20 protein-coding genes are annotated in these 15485 nt (G+C 70.2%); 6 read left to right on the forward strand and 14 right to left on the reverse strand.

Annotated features, from left to right (window positions below; all coding sequences use genetic code 11):
• Positions 1-91: 91 nt before the first annotated feature.
• Positions 92-1858: a sodium:proton antiporter gene (locus W7S_RS16590; protein ID WP_193375029.1), complete on the forward strand. Its 1767-nt coding sequence runs from the start codon at positions 92-94 to the stop codon at positions 1856-1858.
• A gap of 22 nt (positions 1859-1880) precedes the next feature.
• Here W7S_RS16590 and W7S_RS16595 read toward each other — a convergent pair whose 3' ends face one another.
• From W7S_RS16595 to W7S_RS16605, 3 genes are read right to left on the reverse strand one after another with little or no spacing between them, the layout of a single operon-like run.
• Positions 1881-3137 carry an amidohydrolase gene (locus tag W7S_RS16595; RefSeq protein ID WP_014712025.1) on the reverse strand — a complete coding sequence of 419 codons (1257 nt, stop codon included), beginning with the start codon at positions 3135-3137 and terminating at the stop codon, positions 1881-1883.
• A 60-nt stretch (positions 3138-3197) separates the two neighbouring features.
• Positions 3198-3851, reverse strand: coding sequence for a PaaI family thioesterase (locus W7S_RS16600; RefSeq protein WP_008258338.1), 654 nt, complete (start codon positions 3849-3851; stop codon positions 3198-3200).
• Positions 3852-3862: 11 nt separating this feature from the next.
• Positions 3863-4783 (reverse strand): aldo/keto reductase, encoded by a 921-nt coding sequence (locus W7S_RS16605; protein ID WP_050989388.1) that lies wholly within the window; start codon positions 4781-4783, stop codon positions 3863-3865.
• 22 nt (positions 4784-4805) lie between these two features.
• Here W7S_RS16605 and W7S_RS16610 point away from each other — a divergent pair, with 22 nt between their 5' ends.
• On the forward strand, positions 4806-5306 hold the full coding sequence (locus W7S_RS16610; protein ID WP_009953636.1) for a DUF1990 family protein: 501 nt from the start codon (positions 4806-4808) through the stop codon (positions 5304-5306).
• A 7-nt stretch (positions 5307-5313) separates the two neighbouring features.
• Here the strand turns inward: W7S_RS16610 and W7S_RS16615 are convergent, their stop codons facing one another.
• Positions 5314-5757, reverse strand: a complete 444-nt coding sequence (locus W7S_RS16615) for a DoxX family membrane protein (RefSeq protein ID WP_014712027.1) — start codon at positions 5755-5757, stop codon at positions 5314-5316.
• Positions 5758-5849: 92 nt separating this feature from the next.
• On the opposite strand from W7S_RS16615, the gene W7S_RS16620 reads away from it, so the two are divergent.
• Positions 5850-6554 carry a metalloregulator ArsR/SmtB family transcription factor gene (locus W7S_RS16620; RefSeq protein ID WP_014712028.1) on the forward strand — a complete coding sequence of 235 codons (705 nt, stop codon included), beginning with the start codon at positions 5850-5852 and terminating at the stop codon, positions 6552-6554.
• Positions 6555-6568: 14 nt separating this feature from the next.
• Here the strand turns inward: W7S_RS16620 and W7S_RS16625 are convergent, their stop codons facing one another.
• From W7S_RS16625 to fdxA, 5 genes are read right to left on the reverse strand one after another with little or no spacing between them, the layout of a single operon-like run.
• Entirely contained in the window at positions 6569-7522 is a 954-nt protein-coding gene (locus W7S_RS16625; RefSeq protein ID WP_041297924.1) for a nitronate monooxygenase family protein, read from the reverse strand.
• 6 nt (positions 7523-7528) lie between these two features.
• Positions 7529-7873, reverse strand: a complete 345-nt coding sequence (locus tag W7S_RS16630; protein ID WP_008258344.1) for a cupin domain-containing protein — start codon at positions 7871-7873, stop codon at positions 7529-7531.
• 54 nt (positions 7874-7927) lie between these two features.
• Positions 7928-8353: a hypothetical protein gene (locus W7S_RS16635; RefSeq protein WP_009952615.1), complete on the reverse strand. Its 426-nt coding sequence runs from the start codon at positions 8351-8353 to the stop codon at positions 7928-7930.
• Positions 8350-9093 carry a metalloregulator ArsR/SmtB family transcription factor gene (locus tag W7S_RS16640; protein WP_041297926.1) on the reverse strand — a complete coding sequence of 248 codons (744 nt, stop codon included), beginning with the start codon at positions 9091-9093 and terminating at the stop codon, positions 8350-8352. The genes W7S_RS16635 and W7S_RS16640 overlap by 4 nt, the downstream gene beginning before the upstream one ends.
• 24 nt (positions 9094-9117) lie before the next feature.
• The gene (fdxA, locus tag W7S_RS16645) at positions 9118-9474 is read right to left on the reverse strand and encodes a ferredoxin (RefSeq protein ID WP_008258347.1); all 357 of its coding nucleotides are present in this window, start codon (positions 9472-9474) and stop codon (positions 9118-9120) included.
• Between the two features lie 160 nt (positions 9475-9634).
• Between fdxA and W7S_RS16650 the strand changes: the two genes are divergently transcribed.
• The 3 genes from W7S_RS16650 to W7S_RS16660 all read left to right on the forward strand — a co-directional run bounded on the left by W7S_RS16650 (position 9635) and on the right by W7S_RS16660 (position 11323).
• A complete protein-coding gene (locus W7S_RS16650; protein WP_014712031.1) occupies positions 9635-10474 on the forward strand; it encodes a class I SAM-dependent methyltransferase in 840 nt (279 codons plus the stop codon).
• A gap of 191 nt (positions 10475-10665) precedes the next feature.
• Entirely contained in the window at positions 10666-10878 is a 213-nt protein-coding gene (locus W7S_RS16655) for a hypothetical protein (protein ID WP_026071309.1), read from the forward strand.
• Between the two features lie 181 nt (positions 10879-11059).
• The gene (locus W7S_RS16660; RefSeq protein ID WP_009952620.1) at positions 11060-11323 is read left to right on the forward strand and encodes a hypothetical protein; all 264 of its coding nucleotides are present in this window, start codon (positions 11060-11062) and stop codon (positions 11321-11323) included.
• 10 nt (positions 11324-11333) lie between these two features.
• Here W7S_RS16660 and W7S_RS16665 read toward each other — a convergent pair whose 3' ends face one another.
• The 5 genes from W7S_RS16665 to W7S_RS16685 are packed head-to-tail and all read right to left on the reverse strand — an operon-like array spanning position 11334 to position 15371.
• Positions 11334-12560: a lyase family protein gene (locus W7S_RS16665; protein ID WP_014712032.1), complete on the reverse strand. Its 1227-nt coding sequence runs from the start codon at positions 12558-12560 to the stop codon at positions 11334-11336.
• A complete protein-coding gene (gene pcaG, locus W7S_RS16670; protein ID WP_050989389.1) occupies positions 12557-13129 on the reverse strand; it encodes a protocatechuate 3,4-dioxygenase subunit alpha in 573 nt (190 codons plus the stop codon). Before pcaG ends, W7S_RS16665 begins: the two co-directional genes overlap by 4 nt.
• On the reverse strand, positions 13122-13889 hold the full coding sequence (pcaH, locus tag W7S_RS16675; protein WP_014712034.1) for a protocatechuate 3,4-dioxygenase subunit beta: 768 nt from the start codon (positions 13887-13889) through the stop codon (positions 13122-13124). Before pcaH ends, pcaG begins: the two co-directional genes overlap by 8 nt.
• A gap of 28 nt (positions 13890-13917) precedes the next feature.
• The gene (locus tag W7S_RS16680) at positions 13918-14403 is read right to left on the reverse strand and encodes a hemerythrin domain-containing protein (RefSeq protein WP_008258355.1); all 486 of its coding nucleotides are present in this window, start codon (positions 14401-14403) and stop codon (positions 13918-13920) included.
• Complete coding sequence (locus W7S_RS16685) at positions 14400-15371, reverse strand: Rieske 2Fe-2S domain-containing protein (protein ID WP_014712035.1); 972 nt, start codon at positions 15369-15371, stop codon at positions 14400-14402. Before W7S_RS16685 ends, W7S_RS16680 begins: the two co-directional genes overlap by 4 nt.
• Positions 15372-15485: the final 114 nt, after the last annotated feature.

Here is a 15485-nt window from a genome sequence, read left to right on the forward strand (position 1 = left end):
GTCTCCAAGGCTCGATGGGTCGACGACCATGCTATCGGGGCGGTTCGGCGCCGAGCAGGGCCGTCGAGCAGCCGCCCACAAGTCCGGCAAGATGGACCCGATGGGGGCGCAGACCGGTTTGACGCTGCTGCTCGGCGCCGTCGCGGTCATCGTGCTGGTCAACTGGATCAGCGAGCGCACCGGGCTGCCCAGCGCGCCGCTGCTGGTTCTCGTCGGCATCGGCTATGCGCTGGTGCCGGGGCCGAATATCAGCCTCGAGCCCGACGTCGTGATGACCTGCATCCTGCCGCCGCTGCTCTTCAACGCGGCGCTGGAGTCGTCGCTGGTCGGTATCCGCCGCAATCTGCGCACGGTCATCAGCCTGTCGGTGGTCCTCGTCCTGTTGACCGCGGCGTCGGTCGGCATCGCGTTCGGGCTGCTCGTCAGCGGTGCGACGCTCGCGGTGGGCATGGTGCTGGGCGCCGCGGTCGCGCCGACCGACCCGGTGGCCGCGCTGGCCGTGGCCCGCAAGGAAGGCCTCCCGCTCAACATCGTCACCCTGATCGAGGGCGAGGGGCTGCTCAACGACGCGACCGCCCTGACCACGCTGTCGGTGGCCATCACGGTGGCGCGCGGCGCCGCGTTCTCCGTGCCGTCGGCGATCCGGGAGTTCGCGCTGGCGGCCCTGGGCGGCCTGGCGGTGGGAATGGTGTTCGCCTACTTCCGGCGGCTGCTGCGCCGGTGGAGGCACGACGTGCTGACGGCCAACGCGATCTCGCTCGCCACCCCGTTCGTGACCTACCTGGTGGCCGAGGAGCTGTCCGCCTCCGGTGTCCTGGCGGTCGTGGTGTGCGGGTTGATCGTCGGCCACGACTCGCCCCGGCTCGAATCGGGGGCGAGCCGATTGCAGACGCGGGCCGTCTGGCGGCTGGTCAACTTTCTACTCGAGGGCCTGGTGTTCTTGCTGATCGGCCATCAGCTGCCGGCCATCCTCGACGACTTGGGCGGCTACGACCTGTCGACGATCATCGTGGCGGTCTCCGTCACCGTCGCCGTGGTTCTCGTGGTGCGGCCGCTGTGGTTGCTGCTCACCCAGTCGCTTCCCCGGCCGCTGCGCACCCGGCTCGGCAACGTCTCGGGTTCCGCCGACGCCGCCGACGCCGACGACGCAAACGACGCAAACGACGCCGACGAACCCGACGGACCCGACGGACCCGGCGAGTCCGACACCGGGCGCCGGCGCAACCGAACCTCCGAGCGCCTCAGCGGCCGTGAAGTCTTGGTGCTGAGCTGGGCCGGCACCCGCGGGGTGGTCAGCCTCGCCGCGATTTTCGCGGTGCCGTTCGTGACCGACAGCCGCGCGCCGTTTCCCGACCGGGACCTGCTGCTGTTCTGCACCCTGGTCGTCGTGCTGGTGACGCTGATCGGACAGGGCATCACGTTCGGCCCGCTGGTGCGCGCCCTGGGCCTGCGCGCGGATGCCACCGACGAACTGCGGCTGCGCAACCGGGCTCGCGCCGCCGCCGTGCAGGCCGCGCTGGACAGGCTCGACTCGCTGGACCAACAGGACGACGTGGACGTGGACCCTCGGGTGATCGACGGTGTGCGCCAACAGTTGTCGGCACGGCTCGAGCGGTATCAGCACCGGCTCGACCTGTTGTCGGACGCCGCCGAGGCGCCCGCCGCTCCCCGCTACGAGGCCGCGGTCGCCATCCGCCGCATCGCCATCGACGCCCAGCGCGACGAGCTGGTGCGCTGGCGGGACGCGGGCATGCTGCCCGACCAGAGCCTGCGCGCGATTGAACGCGAACTCGACCACGAAGAGAGCACGCTGCCGATGCGGACGCGCCGGGCCCGCCGGCGAACCCAAAGAACTTGATTTTGAACCTGTTTGGTGCGGCCTAGGATCGCCCCAGCCAGGCCAGCGCCGCGACCGTCAACGCCTGGGTGCCGGTGTCGAGCGTGGGCTGGATGACGGGGGCGAACCGCGGGGAATGGTTGACGGGTATGTCCTCGGCGACGCGGCCCGCCGAGTCGGCGTCGCGATAGGCGTCGGGGTCGATTCCGCCGATGCCCCAATAGCTGTAGGGGGCGTCGAGCGCGCGGGGAATGTCGCTGAAGTCCTCGCTCGCGGTCTGCGGCGCGAGCTCGCAGGCCCGGTCGCCGAAGAAATCGTCGAACGCGGCACGCACCCGCGCGGTGACCGTGGGATCGTTGTCGGTGGCCGGAAAATGGTCCACCAGTTCGAATTCGGGCTCCTTCGGGGATCCGGACGCCTGGCACTCGGCGGTGACGATGCGCCGGATCGCAGCGAGCATTCTGGCGCGGGTCGGTTCGTTGTAGGTGCGCAGGTTCAGTTCCAGCACGGCGCGGTCGCCGATCACATTGCTCTTGGTGCCGGCCTCGATCCTGCCGATCGTCAACACCGCGGCCTCGGCGGGTGCGATCTCGCGCGAAACAACGGTCTGCAACCGGATCACAATCATGGCGGCCAGCACGACGGGGTCGACGGACGATTGCGGCATCGAGCCGTGCCCACCGCGCCCGTAGACGGTGATCCGCATGCTGTCGGCGGTCGTCAGGACGGGCCCGGACCGCGTCGCCACCTGGCCCGCCGGGATCGGCAGGACGTGCTGGGCCAGGGCGACGTCAATGCGTCCGACCAACGTCGCCAGCCCGTCGTCGACCATGCGCCGCGCGCCGTCGCCGACCTCCTCGGCGGGCTGGAACAGCGCGACCACGGTGCCGCGCCACTGCGCTCGCGCGCCGGCGAGCAGCGCGGCCGCGCCGAGCAGACAGGTCACATGGACGTCGTGCCCGCAGGCGTGCATCACCGGCCGTTCGTGGCCGGCCGCGTCGGCGTCGGTCACGGCGCTGGCGTACGGGAGCCCGGTGTCTTCGGCCACCGGCAGCGCGTCCATGTCGGCGCGCAGCAGCACGGCGGGACCGTCGCCGTTGCGCAGGATCCCGACGACGCCGGTGCCGCCGACGCCCTCGTGGACGTCGTAGCCGAACTCGCGCAGCCGTTGCGCGGCGGCCGCCGCGGTCTGGTGTTCTCGGTGCGACAGTTCCGGATGCCGGTGCAGGTCGCGATACAGGTCCTCCTGCCAGCCACGGACGTCAGTCAGGCCAGCGAGCACCGCCGAGCCACTGTTCATCGTTTCGGCCCTCCTTGTTGCGGCGACGCTTTATGTAAACCCATTGCGGGCGAACGACTCTCAGGGCTGGCCGGGTTTGAGCCGCACGAACAGCGCGTCGGCTTCGGTGAGCAGGCGCTCGCCGTCGGTCAACCGGCCCGAGACGAAGATCTTGCGCCCGTCCACCCGGTCGACGCCGGCGTCGAACTGCAGTTCCTTGTCGATCGGGACGATGTTGCGGTAGTCGATCTTGAGGTAGGCGGTGCGCTGGCGGCGGCTGCCGGTGAGCAGCACCGCCGTCAGACCCAGCACGGTGTCGAAGAGCATCCCCAGCGACCCGCCGTGCACGGCGCCGTTGCGCCCGAGGTGGAACCGGGCGAATCGGGCCTCGCCATGGACGCGGCCGTCTGCGCCTTTGCGGGCCGCCATGGGGATCGTCAGGATGTTGCCGCGCATCGGCAGGTCCATCCGGCGGCCCGACGGGGAGGCCCACTCGTCGGCGTCGTACGGCGCCAGCAACGCCGACACCTTCTCCAGCAGGTCGGCCGCCTCGGTGATCACCTCGTCGGGGGCGTCGGCGGCGCGCGCGTGATCCTGCAACGCACGCACGGCGTCGATGAACCTGCCGTAGTCGGGCCCGCCCTTGGTGGTGGGTTCGGGCGGGTTGAATCCCCCGCCGGGGTGTCGCTGATGTTCGGCCACCACCACACCGTATTGCCCGACGGGCGCGCGCATTCGCGTGGTGGCTACCCGGTCTGCTGGGCCCCGGCGGCCGACAGGGTCTCGAACTCGTCGTCCGACAGCGTGATCTCGGCCGCGGCGACGTTCTCCTCCAGGTGCGCCACCTTCGACGTCCCCGGAATCGGCAGCATCACCGGTGACCGCTTCAGCAACCACGCCAGCGCCAGCTGTGACGGCGTCGCGTCGTGCTCGGCGGCGATGCGCTGCAGCGGCCCGTCGGGGGCGGCCAGCGGTCCGGCGGCCAGCGGGAACCAGGGGATGAAACCGATGCCCTGTTCGGTCACCGCGTCCAGCAGCGGCTCGGCGTCGCGGGCCGACAGGTTGTACATGTTCTGCACCGACACGATCTCGGTGATCTTTTGCGCCGCGCCGAGCTGGTCGACGTTGATCTCGGACAGGCCGATGTGGCGGATCTTCCCCTCGTTCTTCAGGGTCAGCAGCTCGCCGACCTGGTCCTCGAGCGGGAAGTTCTTGTCGATGCGGTGCAGCTGGAACAGGTCGATGGTGTCCACGCCCAGCCGGCGCAGGCTCAGCTCGCATTCCTGGCGCAGATAACTGGGGTTGCCCAACGGGATCCAGATGTCCGGCCCGGTGCGCAGCAGTCCCGCCTTGGTCGCGATCACCAGGCCGTCGTAGGGATGCAGCGCCTCGTGGATGATCTCCTCGGAGAAGTACGGGCCGTAGGAGTCGGCGGTGTCGATGAAGTTCACCCCGAGCTCGACGGCGCGCCGCAGCACCCGGACGCATTCGTCGCGGTCGTCGGGTGGGCCCCACACGCCCTTCGCGGTCAGGCGCATCGCCCCGAAGCCGAGTCGGTTGATGGTCAGATCTCCACCGAAGGTGAACGTTCCCGACGCCCCGGCAACGGTTTTCGAGTTTTGTGCGGTCACATCTTCAGACCGTACTCGCAAAACACCGCCGCGCATCGTGGCGTGGCAAGCTGAACGCGTGGACCTACGAGCGCTCGAGGAACTTCCGCTGACCTATCGGGAAGTGGGTGCGACGGCCGCCGGTGACCTGCCGGCTGGATACGACCATCAACACGCCGAGCGCCAAATCGGCACGGGCCGGCAGCGTTTCGAGCAGGCCGCCGACGCCGTGCTGCGCTGGGGCATGCAGCGCGGCTCGGGGCTGCGCGTGCAGGCCAGCTCGGAGATCGCCGTCGTCGACGCGGTGGTGGTGGTGCGGATGGGTTTTCTGCCGGCGCCCTGCCGCGTCGTGTACGTCGTCGACGAACCCGACATTCGCGGCTTCGGCTACGGCACCCTGCCGGGCCACCCGGAATCCGGCGAGGAGCGTTTCGTGGTGCGCTACGACCCGATCACCTCCGCGGTCCACGCGGAGGTGTCGGCGTTCTCCCGTCCGGCGACCTGGTGGAGCAAGGCCGGCGGCCCGGTGGTGCGGGTAGCGCAGCGGCTCATCGCCAAGCGCTACCTGAGGGCCGTCTGACCCGCGGCTACCGGGCCGCGATGCTGCCGCTGTGCACGCCCTGCGCCAGCCGGGCCAGCGCGATGGCGCCCACGAACAACCCGAAGTCGCGCAGCGCGACGTCGTAGAACCCGGGCCCGGTGACCAGGTCGATGATGATCCCGGCGAGCCAGGCCGCGACGACCCAGGCGCCCAGCCGTGGGGCCACCGCCACCACCACCCCGGCCACGATCTCGATGATCCCGACGAGGTACATGCACTGATCGGCCGTTCCGGGTACCAGGTCGTCGATCCAGCCGGCCAGATACATGCTCCAGTGATGCGGGTGGGTCAGCAGGTTGAAGAACTTGTCCAACCCGAACACGATCGGCGCGATCGTGAACACGGTGCGAAGCGCGAGGTAGGCCGAATAGGCCGGGTCCCGTAGCTGCTCGGCGAGGGTGGGCGTCGCGCTGACTTGATTGGTGCTCATCGGGTGCCTCCATTTCTAACGGATAATAGTTCGAACGGTAGAACGTGTAGACTGTAGCGTCAAGCATTTTGTCTGTTAGAAACGGCGCGAAAATGGACGACGGGAAGCACCTGCAGCGCGACGCCGCCGGCATCGGGGCGCTCGCCGATCCGGTGCGCCACCGCCTGTATCAGTTCGTGTGCGACCAGCCCGCGCCCGTGAGCCGCGACCAGGCGGCCGACGCCGTCGGGATCCCCCACCACCAGGCCAAGTTCCACCTGGACCGGCTCACCGCCGAGGGCCTGCTGGAAACCGGTTTCGCGCGCGTGACCGGGCGCTCGGGCCCCGGCGCCGGGCGTACCGCCAAGCTGTATCGCCGGGCGGGCCGCGACATCGCTGTCAGCCTTCCGCAGCGGGAGTACGAGCTGGCGGGCCGCTTGATGGCGACGGCGATCGCCCGGTCGGCGGGCACCGGCGAACCGGTCACCAGCGTCCTGAACCGGGTGGCCCGCGACTACGGTCGCGCGATCGGGGCGCGGGCCGGCGCGCGAGCGCCCGCCGACGCCGGGGGCGCGCTTCGGCGCGCGGTGGAGCTGCTGAGCCGGCACGGCTACGAGCCCCGATACGGCGACGGCGGGGTCGAGCTCGCCAACTGCCCGTTCCACGCCCTGGCGCAGGAGCAGACGGAGCTGGCCTGCACCATGAACCACGCGCTGATCAGCGGCGTGGCCGATGCACTGGCGCCACACGGCCCGAACGCCCGGCTCTGCCCGGGGCCCGACCGGTGCTGCGTCGTGCTGGCGCCCGGCCGCGCGTAGGCCGCGAGCGAGAGCTATGCCCGGCCTGGTGTCCCCCAGCCGGACAGCAACCGTGCCGCGCCCGTGCACATCTCGTCGATGACCTCGCGCACCGACGCGTCGTCGCGGATCATCCCAACGCCCTGACCGGCGTCCACGGGGGCGATCCGGCAGTCCCCGGCGGCGATCGCTGTGGCCAGCTCCTCGCAGGCGGCCGGGTCCAGCGCCTCTTCGTGACCGGTCCAGTGCTCGACGAACTCGTTGGCCAGCACCCGCGACGGGAATCGCGCCGGCCAGGGCAGCCCCTTGGCGACGTCGAAGACCCGGGTGACCGCGGTGTCGGTTTCGGTGGCGGCCACCAGGGCCCGGCGGCCGGCGTCGCCGGTCAGCGCCTCCGGACAGGCCGACAGGCGGGTCCCCACCCACGCGCCGCTGGCGCCGGCGGCCAGCACGGCGGCCAGGCTGCGCGCCGAGGCGACGCCGCCCGCGGCCAGCACCGGAACCGTGACGGCGTCCAGGACGGCGTCCAGCAGCGGCAGCAGCCCCAGCTTGACCTCGCCGTGCCCGCCGCCCTCCGACCCGCGGGCGACCAGGATGTCGACGCCGGCGTCGACGGCCCTGCGCGCCCCGTCGCTGTCGTAAACCTGTGTGACGGTGGGGATTCCGGCGTCATGCGCCTTGGCGACCCAGGACCAGTCGGTTCCGAAACTGACCGACAACAGGGCGGGCCGTGCGGCCAGCGCATCCTCGAGCAGCCCGGCCTCGTTGCGCATCACCCAATCGACCAGGCCGATGCCGAACCGGCCGTCGACGGCCCGCAGCTGCTCGGCCAGCAGCTCGCGGGTCGCGACGCTGCCCATGCCGACCATGCCCAGACCACCGGCCGCCGTGACCGCGGCGGCCAGGCGGCCGCCGGCGACCCCGCCCATCGGCGCGTTGACGATGGGCACCCGCAGACCGAAACTCGTTGCCCAGGGCGTCGAGAGCATCGGCGGCTAGTGCGCCGAGGGGATGGTCTTCAGCACGGTCAGCAGGACCACCGAATCCTCGATCGCGTGCAGGGCATGGCGTTCGGGCGGGATCGCAAGGTATTCGCCGGCCTTGCCCTCCCAGGCGTCGCCGCCGGTGGTCAGGCGCACGTGGCCGCGCAGCACCTGCAGGGTGGCCTCGCCGGGGCTGTCGTGTTCGGAGAGGTCGTGGTCGGCCAGCAGGGCCAGCACGGTCTGCCGAAGCTCGTGGCTGTGTCCGCCGTGGATCGTGTGCGCGGCCCGTCCGCTGTGGGACTGTTTGGCCTCGGCGAGCTTTTCGGATGCGAGGTCGGTCAACGAAACGGAATCCATTGTGAGTCCTTCGTAGTTGCAAGGCCTTTCACCGACGGCCTTGGAGGTTGGCAGTTAACCGCTCAGTAGGAGTATCCCCGCCGCGATCAGGCCGGCCACCTTGACCGCCTCGAGGGCGACGTAGCCGTAGTGGGCCCGGGAGCGCGGCCCGTCCGATCCGGACAGCACCCGGTCGGAACGGCGGGTCAACGCGGGCCGCACGGCGACCAGCTGCACGGCCAACGCGGCGACGGCGACGCCGACCGCCGCGATGACGCCCGCCGGGGTGGGGCCCGCGATCACGATCGCCCCGATGACGAGCGCGAAGGCCACCTCGACGGTGTTGAGGGCGCGGAAGACCAGCCGGCCGATGCCGAGCCCGATCTGCAACGTCACGTTGGGCGCCCGGAACTTCAGCGGGGCTTCCAAAAACGAGATGGCCAGCACCATGCCGAGCCAGACGAAGGTGAGCGCGACGGCGATCGCGGTTCCGGTGGTCATTTGGCCGCCCCCTGCAGCGTCAGGTGCGCCAGACACAGGTCCGGCTCCACGAACGAGTCGAGCCGGTCCACCGAGACCGGCGCGCCCCAGGTTTCCACCGCTCCCTGCATGAGGCCGAGGTGCACCGGACACACGACGCTCGACCGGTTTTCGGCCAGCTCCAGGAACGGGCAGTGCCGCAGTCCGACTTGTTGCTCCCCGTCGACCACCCGGCGCTCGGGCGCGAAGCCGAGTTCGTCGAGCACCTCGATCAAACGGGCGATGACCTCCTCGGCGTTGGCGGGGGCGTCGGGCCGCGGATGCAGCTCGGCGTCCACCTTCCGCCCCCACGCCCGTCCCGCGGCCAGCGCCTTGGGTCCCGGGTCGCGCTCGGTGGCGAAGGCCATGGTCAAGATCTCGGCGAGCAGCCGGTAATGCCGCGTCCCGCCGCGATCCATCTGCCGGACCGCCCGGAACATCAGCGGTGGGCGGCCCGGGCCTTTGCGGTCCAGCTCGACGTGTTCCACCTGCCCGTCGGTGACCAGGCTGTCGAGGTGGAAGCGGACGGTGTTGGGGTGCACGCCCAGCTCGTCGGCGATCCCGGCGATGCTCATCGGCTCGGGGGAAGCCCGCAGCAACCGCATCACCGCGCGGCGCCGACCGGCCGATTCGCCCGCGACCGAACCCTGAACCTCCGGGAGTTTCTCCAACTGCCGGGGCCTCTGGGCTTTCTGCGTCTTCTGGGTTCTCTGGGTCTTCACCGGGTCCCTCACGCTGCTCGTCCTTCAAGCCCCGTCCGAATGGGCGGCACTGGGCTGACCAGCCACCAGCGGTGTGTCGACGCCGAGCGGGCCGACCTTGGCCGCCCCGCCCGGGGACCCCAGGGGTTCGTCGCGGCCCGGCAGCGTCTCGGCGAAGAATGCCGCATTGTCGGCCAGGTGCGGCTGGAGGTCCTCGGGCAGGTCATCTTCGTAGTAAATCGCCTCCACCGGACAAACCGGCTCGCACGCGCCGCAGTCGACACACTCGTCTGGATGAATGTAGAGCGCGCGGCCGCCCTCGTAAATGCAATCCACGGGACACTCGTCGACGCAGGCGCGATCCATCACATCGACGCATGGCTTCCCGATCGCGTAAGTCATGGGCTACAGTTTACACAACATGTCTTGTAAAAATTGGGTTCGAGGGCCTAAGAACGGTGAAGGCCGACGGTAGGCTCATCGACACCCCGCCCCCGGTGCGCCATGGGTACCACGAGCTGGCCCTGGCCTCACCGCAAGGCGCTGCGCGACAGGAGATCTGATGCCAGGACAACGAGCAGGTTCCGAACTTCCGCTGCCGGCCTCGCGCCGTGACGACAGCGCGGTCGCCGGCCATTGGCTGTTGGCGCGGCTCGGCAAGCGCGTGTTGCGCCCCGGCGGGGTCGAGCTGACCCGCACCCTGCTGTCGCGCGCGGAGCTGGGCGGCGCCGATGTGGTCGAGCTGGCGCCGGGCCTGGGCCGTACCGCCACCGAGATCGTGGCCCGCGGTCCGCGATCCTACGTCGGCGCCGAGGGCGACCCGGACGCGGCCAACATGGTCCGCGGCGTGCTTTCCGATCTCGGTGCGCAGAATGCCGCCGTGCGGGTGGCGGACGCGGCGGAGACCAGGTTGCCGGACGCCAGCAGCGATGTCGTCGTCGGAGAGGCGATGCTGACCATGCAGGGCGACGCGGCCAAACAGGCCATCGTCGCCGAGGCGGCCCGCGTGCTGCGGCCGGGGGGCCGCTACGCGATCCACGAACTCGCCCTCATCCCGGACACGGTGTCGGAGGAGATCAGCACCGAGATCCGGCAGGCGCTCGCGCGTTCGATCAAGGTGAACGCGCGGCCGCTGACGATCGCGGAGTGGTCGAAACTGCTCGCCGAGCACGGATTGGTGGTCGACAACGTCACCACCGCGCCGATGGCCCTGCTACAGCCCCGCCGGCTGGTCTCCGACGAGGGCCTGTTCGGGGCCCTGCGGTTCGCCAGGAACGTGCTCCTGCACCGTGATGCCCGCAAGCGGGTCCTGGCGATGCGCCGCACGTTCCGCAAGCACCGCAAGCAACTGGCCGCCGTCGCGATCGTCGCCCACAAGCCCGCGGCATCGGCCACCGGCTGACCGGCCCCGGAAGGCTTTGGGGACGGCCTGCGCCGTTCGGTGTTGCGCCGCTTCCGATATCGGGTCCCGAGTTTGGGCCCGTTCCGCAATCTCCGCGTGACGGTTTAGTGACGCCCCCTGACGTAACTTGGCTGCGGCAGTTGTGGGGAGAACGAAGGAGCTTGCCGAGCATGGGTGCTAGCCCACCGTCGCTGACGGATTCCGACCTCGACGCGTTGGCGTCGGATTTCCTGCAGTCGCATTACCTCGGCGCCATCTACGCCGATTGGTCACCCGACCGGCGGCTCGACATGTTCCTGAGGCGGCGCGGCCTCGCCAGGGTGGCCAACGACGGCGACCTGTCCCACAACGTCTTGCAACGCATCATGTCCCGGGCGGGCCGTGCCTCATTGGCGCGGCATTGATCGGCCTGCTCTTCTGCTGCAGAACCAGGTAGGCGACCGCGATGAACAAAAACCGCGAAAAAGTTCGAGTTTTGACGGCCGAAATGACAACCCACGCATTGGTACGGACGTACTATTGCGCTTTGAAGCTGGACGTGCCGCCGGGGATGGATGAGTCGTTGAGGCTAGCGGGGAGGGGACGATGAATTCACCGAAATGGATGGTTCATTGGCCGCAGCGCAGGCCGACGGCCACGATCTACCAGTTGACCGACCGACTCCACCGCGGGCACGTCGCCAGGGTGCCCGCCCATCAGATCACGGCGACGGTGTCGGCGTGGCTGGCGGACCTGGGAGCCGACAGCCCGCTGGTCGACGAACTCGAGCGGGCCGTGTGCGGCGGCGACTGGGCGGCGGCGCACGCCCTGAGTGAGTGCTTGTCCATCGAGATCGCGGTGGCCGACTGAGAATCGCGACTCAGCGCTGAGCGAGTGCCCGCGCGGCGCGGCCGAGGCTGTCGTCGATCAGCCGGTCGACGGCGCCGAAGTAGGTCGGTGACGGGTCTTTGCCCACCAGCTCGGCGATCGCTTGCTGCTCACCCAAAACATCTGCGGCATCGAGGTTTTCGGCCATGCGCTGCGTGTGCACGGTCAGGCCGGTCAGCAACTCCGCGGTTTGGGATCCCGCGACCACGGTGCGCCGGCCCAGCGTGCGCAGGGTGTCCCATTCGGCGTGCCATGCCCCGTCGGGCCGTTCGTCGTCGGCCAGCGCCGCGGCGGTGTGCAAGGTGGCGGCCAGCGGGGGCGTCGACAGCGCGGCGCGGCGAATCAGGATGGACAGCACGGGGTTACGCTTGTGCGGCATGGACGACGAGCCGCCCCGGTTGTCGGCCGTCGGCTCGCTGAGTTCGGCGATCTCGGGGCGGCCCAGCGTGACGATGTCGGAGGCGATGCGTCCCCAGCAGTCGGTGCAGCCGACGAACGCGTCGGCGGCGCCGGTGATCGGCGCGCGGGCCGTGTGCCAGGGCGCCCGCGGCGCCAGGCCCAATGCGGTTGCCGTGTCGGCGGCGACGCCGGCCGCCACCCCGGCCGGGTCGGAGCCGCCGGTGAGCAGCGCCGCCAACTCCGTGGCGGCGGCCAATGTGCCCGCGGCGCCGCCGATTTGGACGGGCGTGGTCAGCGCGGCCATCCGGTCGAAGGCGTCGACGACCCCGTTCAGCCAAGCGGCGGCCTTGGCGCCGAAGGTGGTGGGTGCGGCGTGCTGGGTAAGGGTGCGGGCCACCATCGGAGTGGCCCGGTGCCGCGTGACGAGTTCGGACAGCGCCGAGATCTGCTCTCTCAGCTGCGTGATCAGGTCGTCGGCGACCGCGCGCGTGGCCAGCATCAGGCCGGTGTCCAGGACGTCCTGGCTGGTGAGTCCGCGGTGGATCCACGGCGCGACGGCCGGTTCCGCGCGCTCGCGCAGCAGCTTCACCAGGGGAATCACCGGGTTGCCGCCGTCTTCGGCGGAGGCCGCGAGCGCCTCGCAGTCGTCGTGCGTCACCAGATTCCGCAGCTCCACACCGACGCACTCGGCGGCTGTCAGGCCGGCGCCCGCCAGCGCGCTCAGCCACGCGGACTCCACCGCGACCATCGAACCCAGCAGCGCCCCGTCGGTCATGTGCTCGCCGGCTCGATGGTCTCCGGGCCACAGCAAATTCGTCATCGCGGCTCCGCCCGGTACGCCAGGAACAGGGTCTCGGCCGGCCCCTGCAGGTGGATGTCGAAACGGTATGCGGCGCCGTCATTTTCGGCCACGCAGAGCAACGTTTCCAGACGCTCGGCGGGGACGGCGGCCAGCAGCGGATCGGCCTCCGGGTCGGCCCCCGGCAGGTAGGCGCGGGTGAACAACCGGTTCAACAGCCCCCGCGCGAACACGGTGAGCGCGAAGAACGGCGGGCGCCCGTCGATCACCGAACCCGGGGTCAGGGTGGTGAACGCGTAGCGCCCGGCGCCGTCGGTCGCGCAGCGGCCCCAGCCGGTGAACGACGGGATCGACGCGTGGGATCGGCGCAGCGAACCGGCCTGCCGCGCAATGCGTCCCGCGGTATCGGGCTGCCAGAGTTCGACCAGTGCGTCGGGGACCGCGGCGTCGCCGCCGTCGTACACCGCGCCGTGCAGCCGGATGGCCTGCGGGTGACCGTCGTCGACCAGCTCGCTGTCACCGGGGTACGGCAATCCCAGGTCGAGGAAGGGTCCGACCGTTTGCCCTGGGGTGCAGGCTGTTTCAGTCATGCGCGCCCTCGGTGGGTGTCGGCGCGCCGCCGGTCAGGACGATGTCCCACCGGTACCCGGTCGCGTACTCGGGCTGGGTCAGGTCGTGGTCGTAGCGGGCGATGAGCCGTTGCCGCGCGGCGGGATCGAGGATCGACTGGAAGATCGGATCCAGCTCGAACAGGGGGTCGCCCGGGAAGTACATCTGGGTGACCAGGCGCTGGGTGAAAGCCGTTCCGAAAACGGAGAAATGGATGTGCGCCGGGCGCCAGGCGTTGCGATGGTTGCGCCATGGGTAGGGGCCGGGCTTGACGGTCAGGAACCGATAGGAGCCGTCCGGCCCGGTCAGGCAGCGGCCGGCGCCGGTGAAGTTGGGGTCGAGCGGGGCCGGGTGCTGGTCGCGCTGGTGGCGGTAGCGCCCGGCGGCATTGGCTTGCCAGATCTCGACCAGCTGATCGGCCACCGGTCGGCCGCCTTCGTCGACGACGCGTCCGGTCACCGCGACGCGCTCCCCGATCGGCTCGCCCGGATGCCCGGCCGTCAGGTCGGCGTCGAGCGGGTCGACGTCCTGGTGGCCGAAGCACGGCGCCCAGAGCTCGACGCCCTCGGGATCGATCGCGACCAGGGGATGCTTGGGGTGGCGCAGCGTCGTGCTGCGGTACGGCGGATAGTCCAGGAGCGGCTGACCGTGCGCCGGGCCTGCCCCGCCCGGGTATTGCGCTGCGATGCGGGCGATCTCCGCCGTGATGTCAGCCTGAGAAGCGACACACCCGGCGTCCATGAGCCGTGACGCTACTCTCGATGCTCCCCTACAGGGCGCGGATCAACGCCGCGCGCCCCTTGGTCCGCAGGCGGTGCACGGCCGAGCCGCGGTATTGCTCGATCGTGGCGGCCATCTTGTTGCCCAGCTCCTCGAGCTCCGCGTCGGTGATCTTCACCTGCGGAGGGGCCGGGATCATGTCGCGTTCCTCTTCGTCCGCGTGCGCCTCCAGCACGGTCTTGAACGAATTCCACTCGTCCTCATACCCCGGCGCGCTCTGCGGCGTCTTGAGCAACACGGAAAGCTGGTCGACGACCTGGCGGTGTTCGGCGTGGGCGACCGCGATCAGCTTGGTGGCCGCGCGCAGCGCCGGGTAGTACAGGTCGTCCTCGATCCGGAAGTGGATGTCGAGCTCGATCAGCATGTCGTCGAAAAGGGCATGGCGCTCTTCGGAATTCAGCGGTGCCTCGCTGACCTTGCGGCCGAGGCCTTTGAGCACGATGTGGTGTTCTTTGAGAACGTCGTAGGCGTTCAATTGGCTCCTCCTTTAGCGATTCCGATCGCGCCGCCGGGAGCGGGCTGCTGCTCACCGCGGACTTCGACCACTCCGTCGACCAACCGGGCCTCGTAGCACGGCAGCGGCGCTGCCGCCGGACCGCGCACCACTTCGCCGGATTCGGCGGCGAACCACGAGCCGTGCCAGGGGCACACCAACCGGCCGCGGTCCATCCAGCCGTCGGCCATCGGGGCGGCCAGGTGGGGGCAGAATTCTCCGTACGCCGCGACTTCACCGGGCTTGGTCTGACAGACCACCAGGCCCACACCGTCGACCTCGACGCGCACCGGTTTGCCGTTGAGCGAGCTCGCGGGCAGCACCGGCGTCCACGTGGAGGTGCGCAGCCGCGGACCGGACTGGTCGATGCCGATACCGGAGTCGAAGACCAGCGCACCACCGAGGTAGCTGCCGGCGACGGTGATGCCGTAGCCCAGCGCGGTGAGCACGATGCCTCGCCCGTGGCGTCCCTTGCGACGGTCCCACCACGACTGCATGTACAGCGCGGTGGCGGCGACGTTCAGCAGGCCGTGCACCGCGCCGACGCGGCGGTCCTCCTCGTGGGTGTGCTGCCAGTCGGTGACGCCGGTGACGGCCGAGCCCAGGCTCGCCAGGATGCCGACCCCGAGGGCGCGGGAGGCGAATCGCGAGGCGTCGACGACCTCGGATGCGGGCTGGCCCGGCAGCACGCTGAGGGCGTCCAGCGCCACCGTCGTGCCGAGCGCGCCGCTGGTCAGCGACGCCAGCGGCGGGTGCACCGGGTGCCCGAGCCAGACGCCGTTGAGCGCGTTGGTGACGGTGTTGCGGGCGCCGCCGAGCCCGTTGTAGGCGAAGCTGAGCAGGTGTTCGAACCGATAGCTCGGCCGATCCATCCACTCCTGGCGCCCGATAGCGGCCAGAACCTTGGATCCGACCTGCTGCAATCGACCCCCGCGTGGCCGACCCACCATCGCACCCTGCCTTTCCTCAAATCAGTGGAAATAAGCGGTTAATAACCGCAAAACCGAACGATTACCGGCAGTTTACTCCGCGCTCACATACGCCGAACCGCTGCCGTGACCCAC

Source organism: Mycobacterium sp. MOTT36Y (assembly GCF_000262165.1).
Lineage (GTDB): Bacteria > Actinomycetota > Actinomycetes > Mycobacteriales > Mycobacteriaceae > Mycobacterium > Mycobacterium intracellulare.

Excerpts from the sequence above, each read along its gene's own strand:
- W7S_RS16665 (WP_014712032.1), bottom strand. The coding sequence starts at position 12,560 with ATGACGAATTTGCTGTGGCCCGGAGACCATCGAGCCGGCGAGCACATG.
- W7S_RS16685 (WP_014712035.1), bottom strand. The coding sequence starts at position 15,371 with ATGGTGGGTCGGCCACGCGGGGGTCGATTGCAGCAGGTCGGATCCAAG.
- W7S_RS16635 (WP_009952615.1), bottom strand. The coding sequence starts at position 8,353 with ATGACCACCGGAACCGCGATCGCCGTCGCGCTCACCTTCGTCTGGCTC.
- W7S_RS16650 (WP_014712031.1), top strand. The coding sequence starts at position 9,635 with ATGCCAGGACAACGAGCAGGTTCCGAACTTCCGCTGCCGGCCTCGCGC.
- pcaH (WP_014712034.1), bottom strand. The coding sequence starts at position 13,889 with ATGGACGCCGGGTGTGTCGCTTCTCAGGCTGACATCACGGCGGAGATC.
- pcaG (WP_050989389.1), bottom strand. The coding sequence starts at position 13,129 with ATGACTGAAACAGCCTGCACCCCAGGGCAAACGGTCGGACCCTTCCTC.
- W7S_RS16620 (WP_014712028.1), top strand. The coding sequence starts at position 5,850 with ATGGACGACGGGAAGCACCTGCAGCGCGACGCCGCCGGCATCGGGGCG.
- W7S_RS16605 (WP_050989388.1), bottom strand. The coding sequence starts at position 4,783 with ATGCGCGGCGGTGTTTTGCGAGTACGGTCTGAAGATGTGACCGCACAA.
- W7S_RS16590 (WP_193375029.1), top strand. The coding sequence starts at position 92 with ATGGACCCGATGGGGGCGCAGACCGGTTTGACGCTGCTGCTCGGCGCC.
- W7S_RS16660 (WP_009952620.1), top strand. The coding sequence starts at position 11,060 with ATGAATTCACCGAAATGGATGGTTCATTGGCCGCAGCGCAGGCCGACG.
- W7S_RS16595 (WP_014712025.1), bottom strand. The coding sequence starts at position 3,137 with ATGAACAGTGGCTCGGCGGTGCTCGCTGGCCTGACTGACGTCCGTGGC.
- fdxA (WP_008258347.1), bottom strand. The coding sequence starts at position 9,474 with ATGACTTACGCGATCGGGAAGCCATGCGTCGATGTGATGGATCGCGCC.
- W7S_RS16615 (WP_014712027.1), bottom strand. The coding sequence starts at position 5,757 with ATGAGCACCAATCAAGTCAGCGCGACGCCCACCCTCGCCGAGCAGCTA.
- W7S_RS16600 (WP_008258338.1), bottom strand. The coding sequence starts at position 3,851 with ATGCGCGCGCCCGTCGGGCAATACGGTGTGGTGGTGGCCGAACATCAG.
- W7S_RS16630 (WP_008258344.1), bottom strand. The coding sequence starts at position 7,873 with ATGGATTCCGTTTCGTTGACCGACCTCGCATCCGAAAAGCTCGCCGAG.
- W7S_RS16625 (WP_041297924.1), bottom strand. The coding sequence starts at position 7,522 with ATGCTCTCGACGCCCTGGGCAACGAGTTTCGGTCTGCGGGTGCCCATC.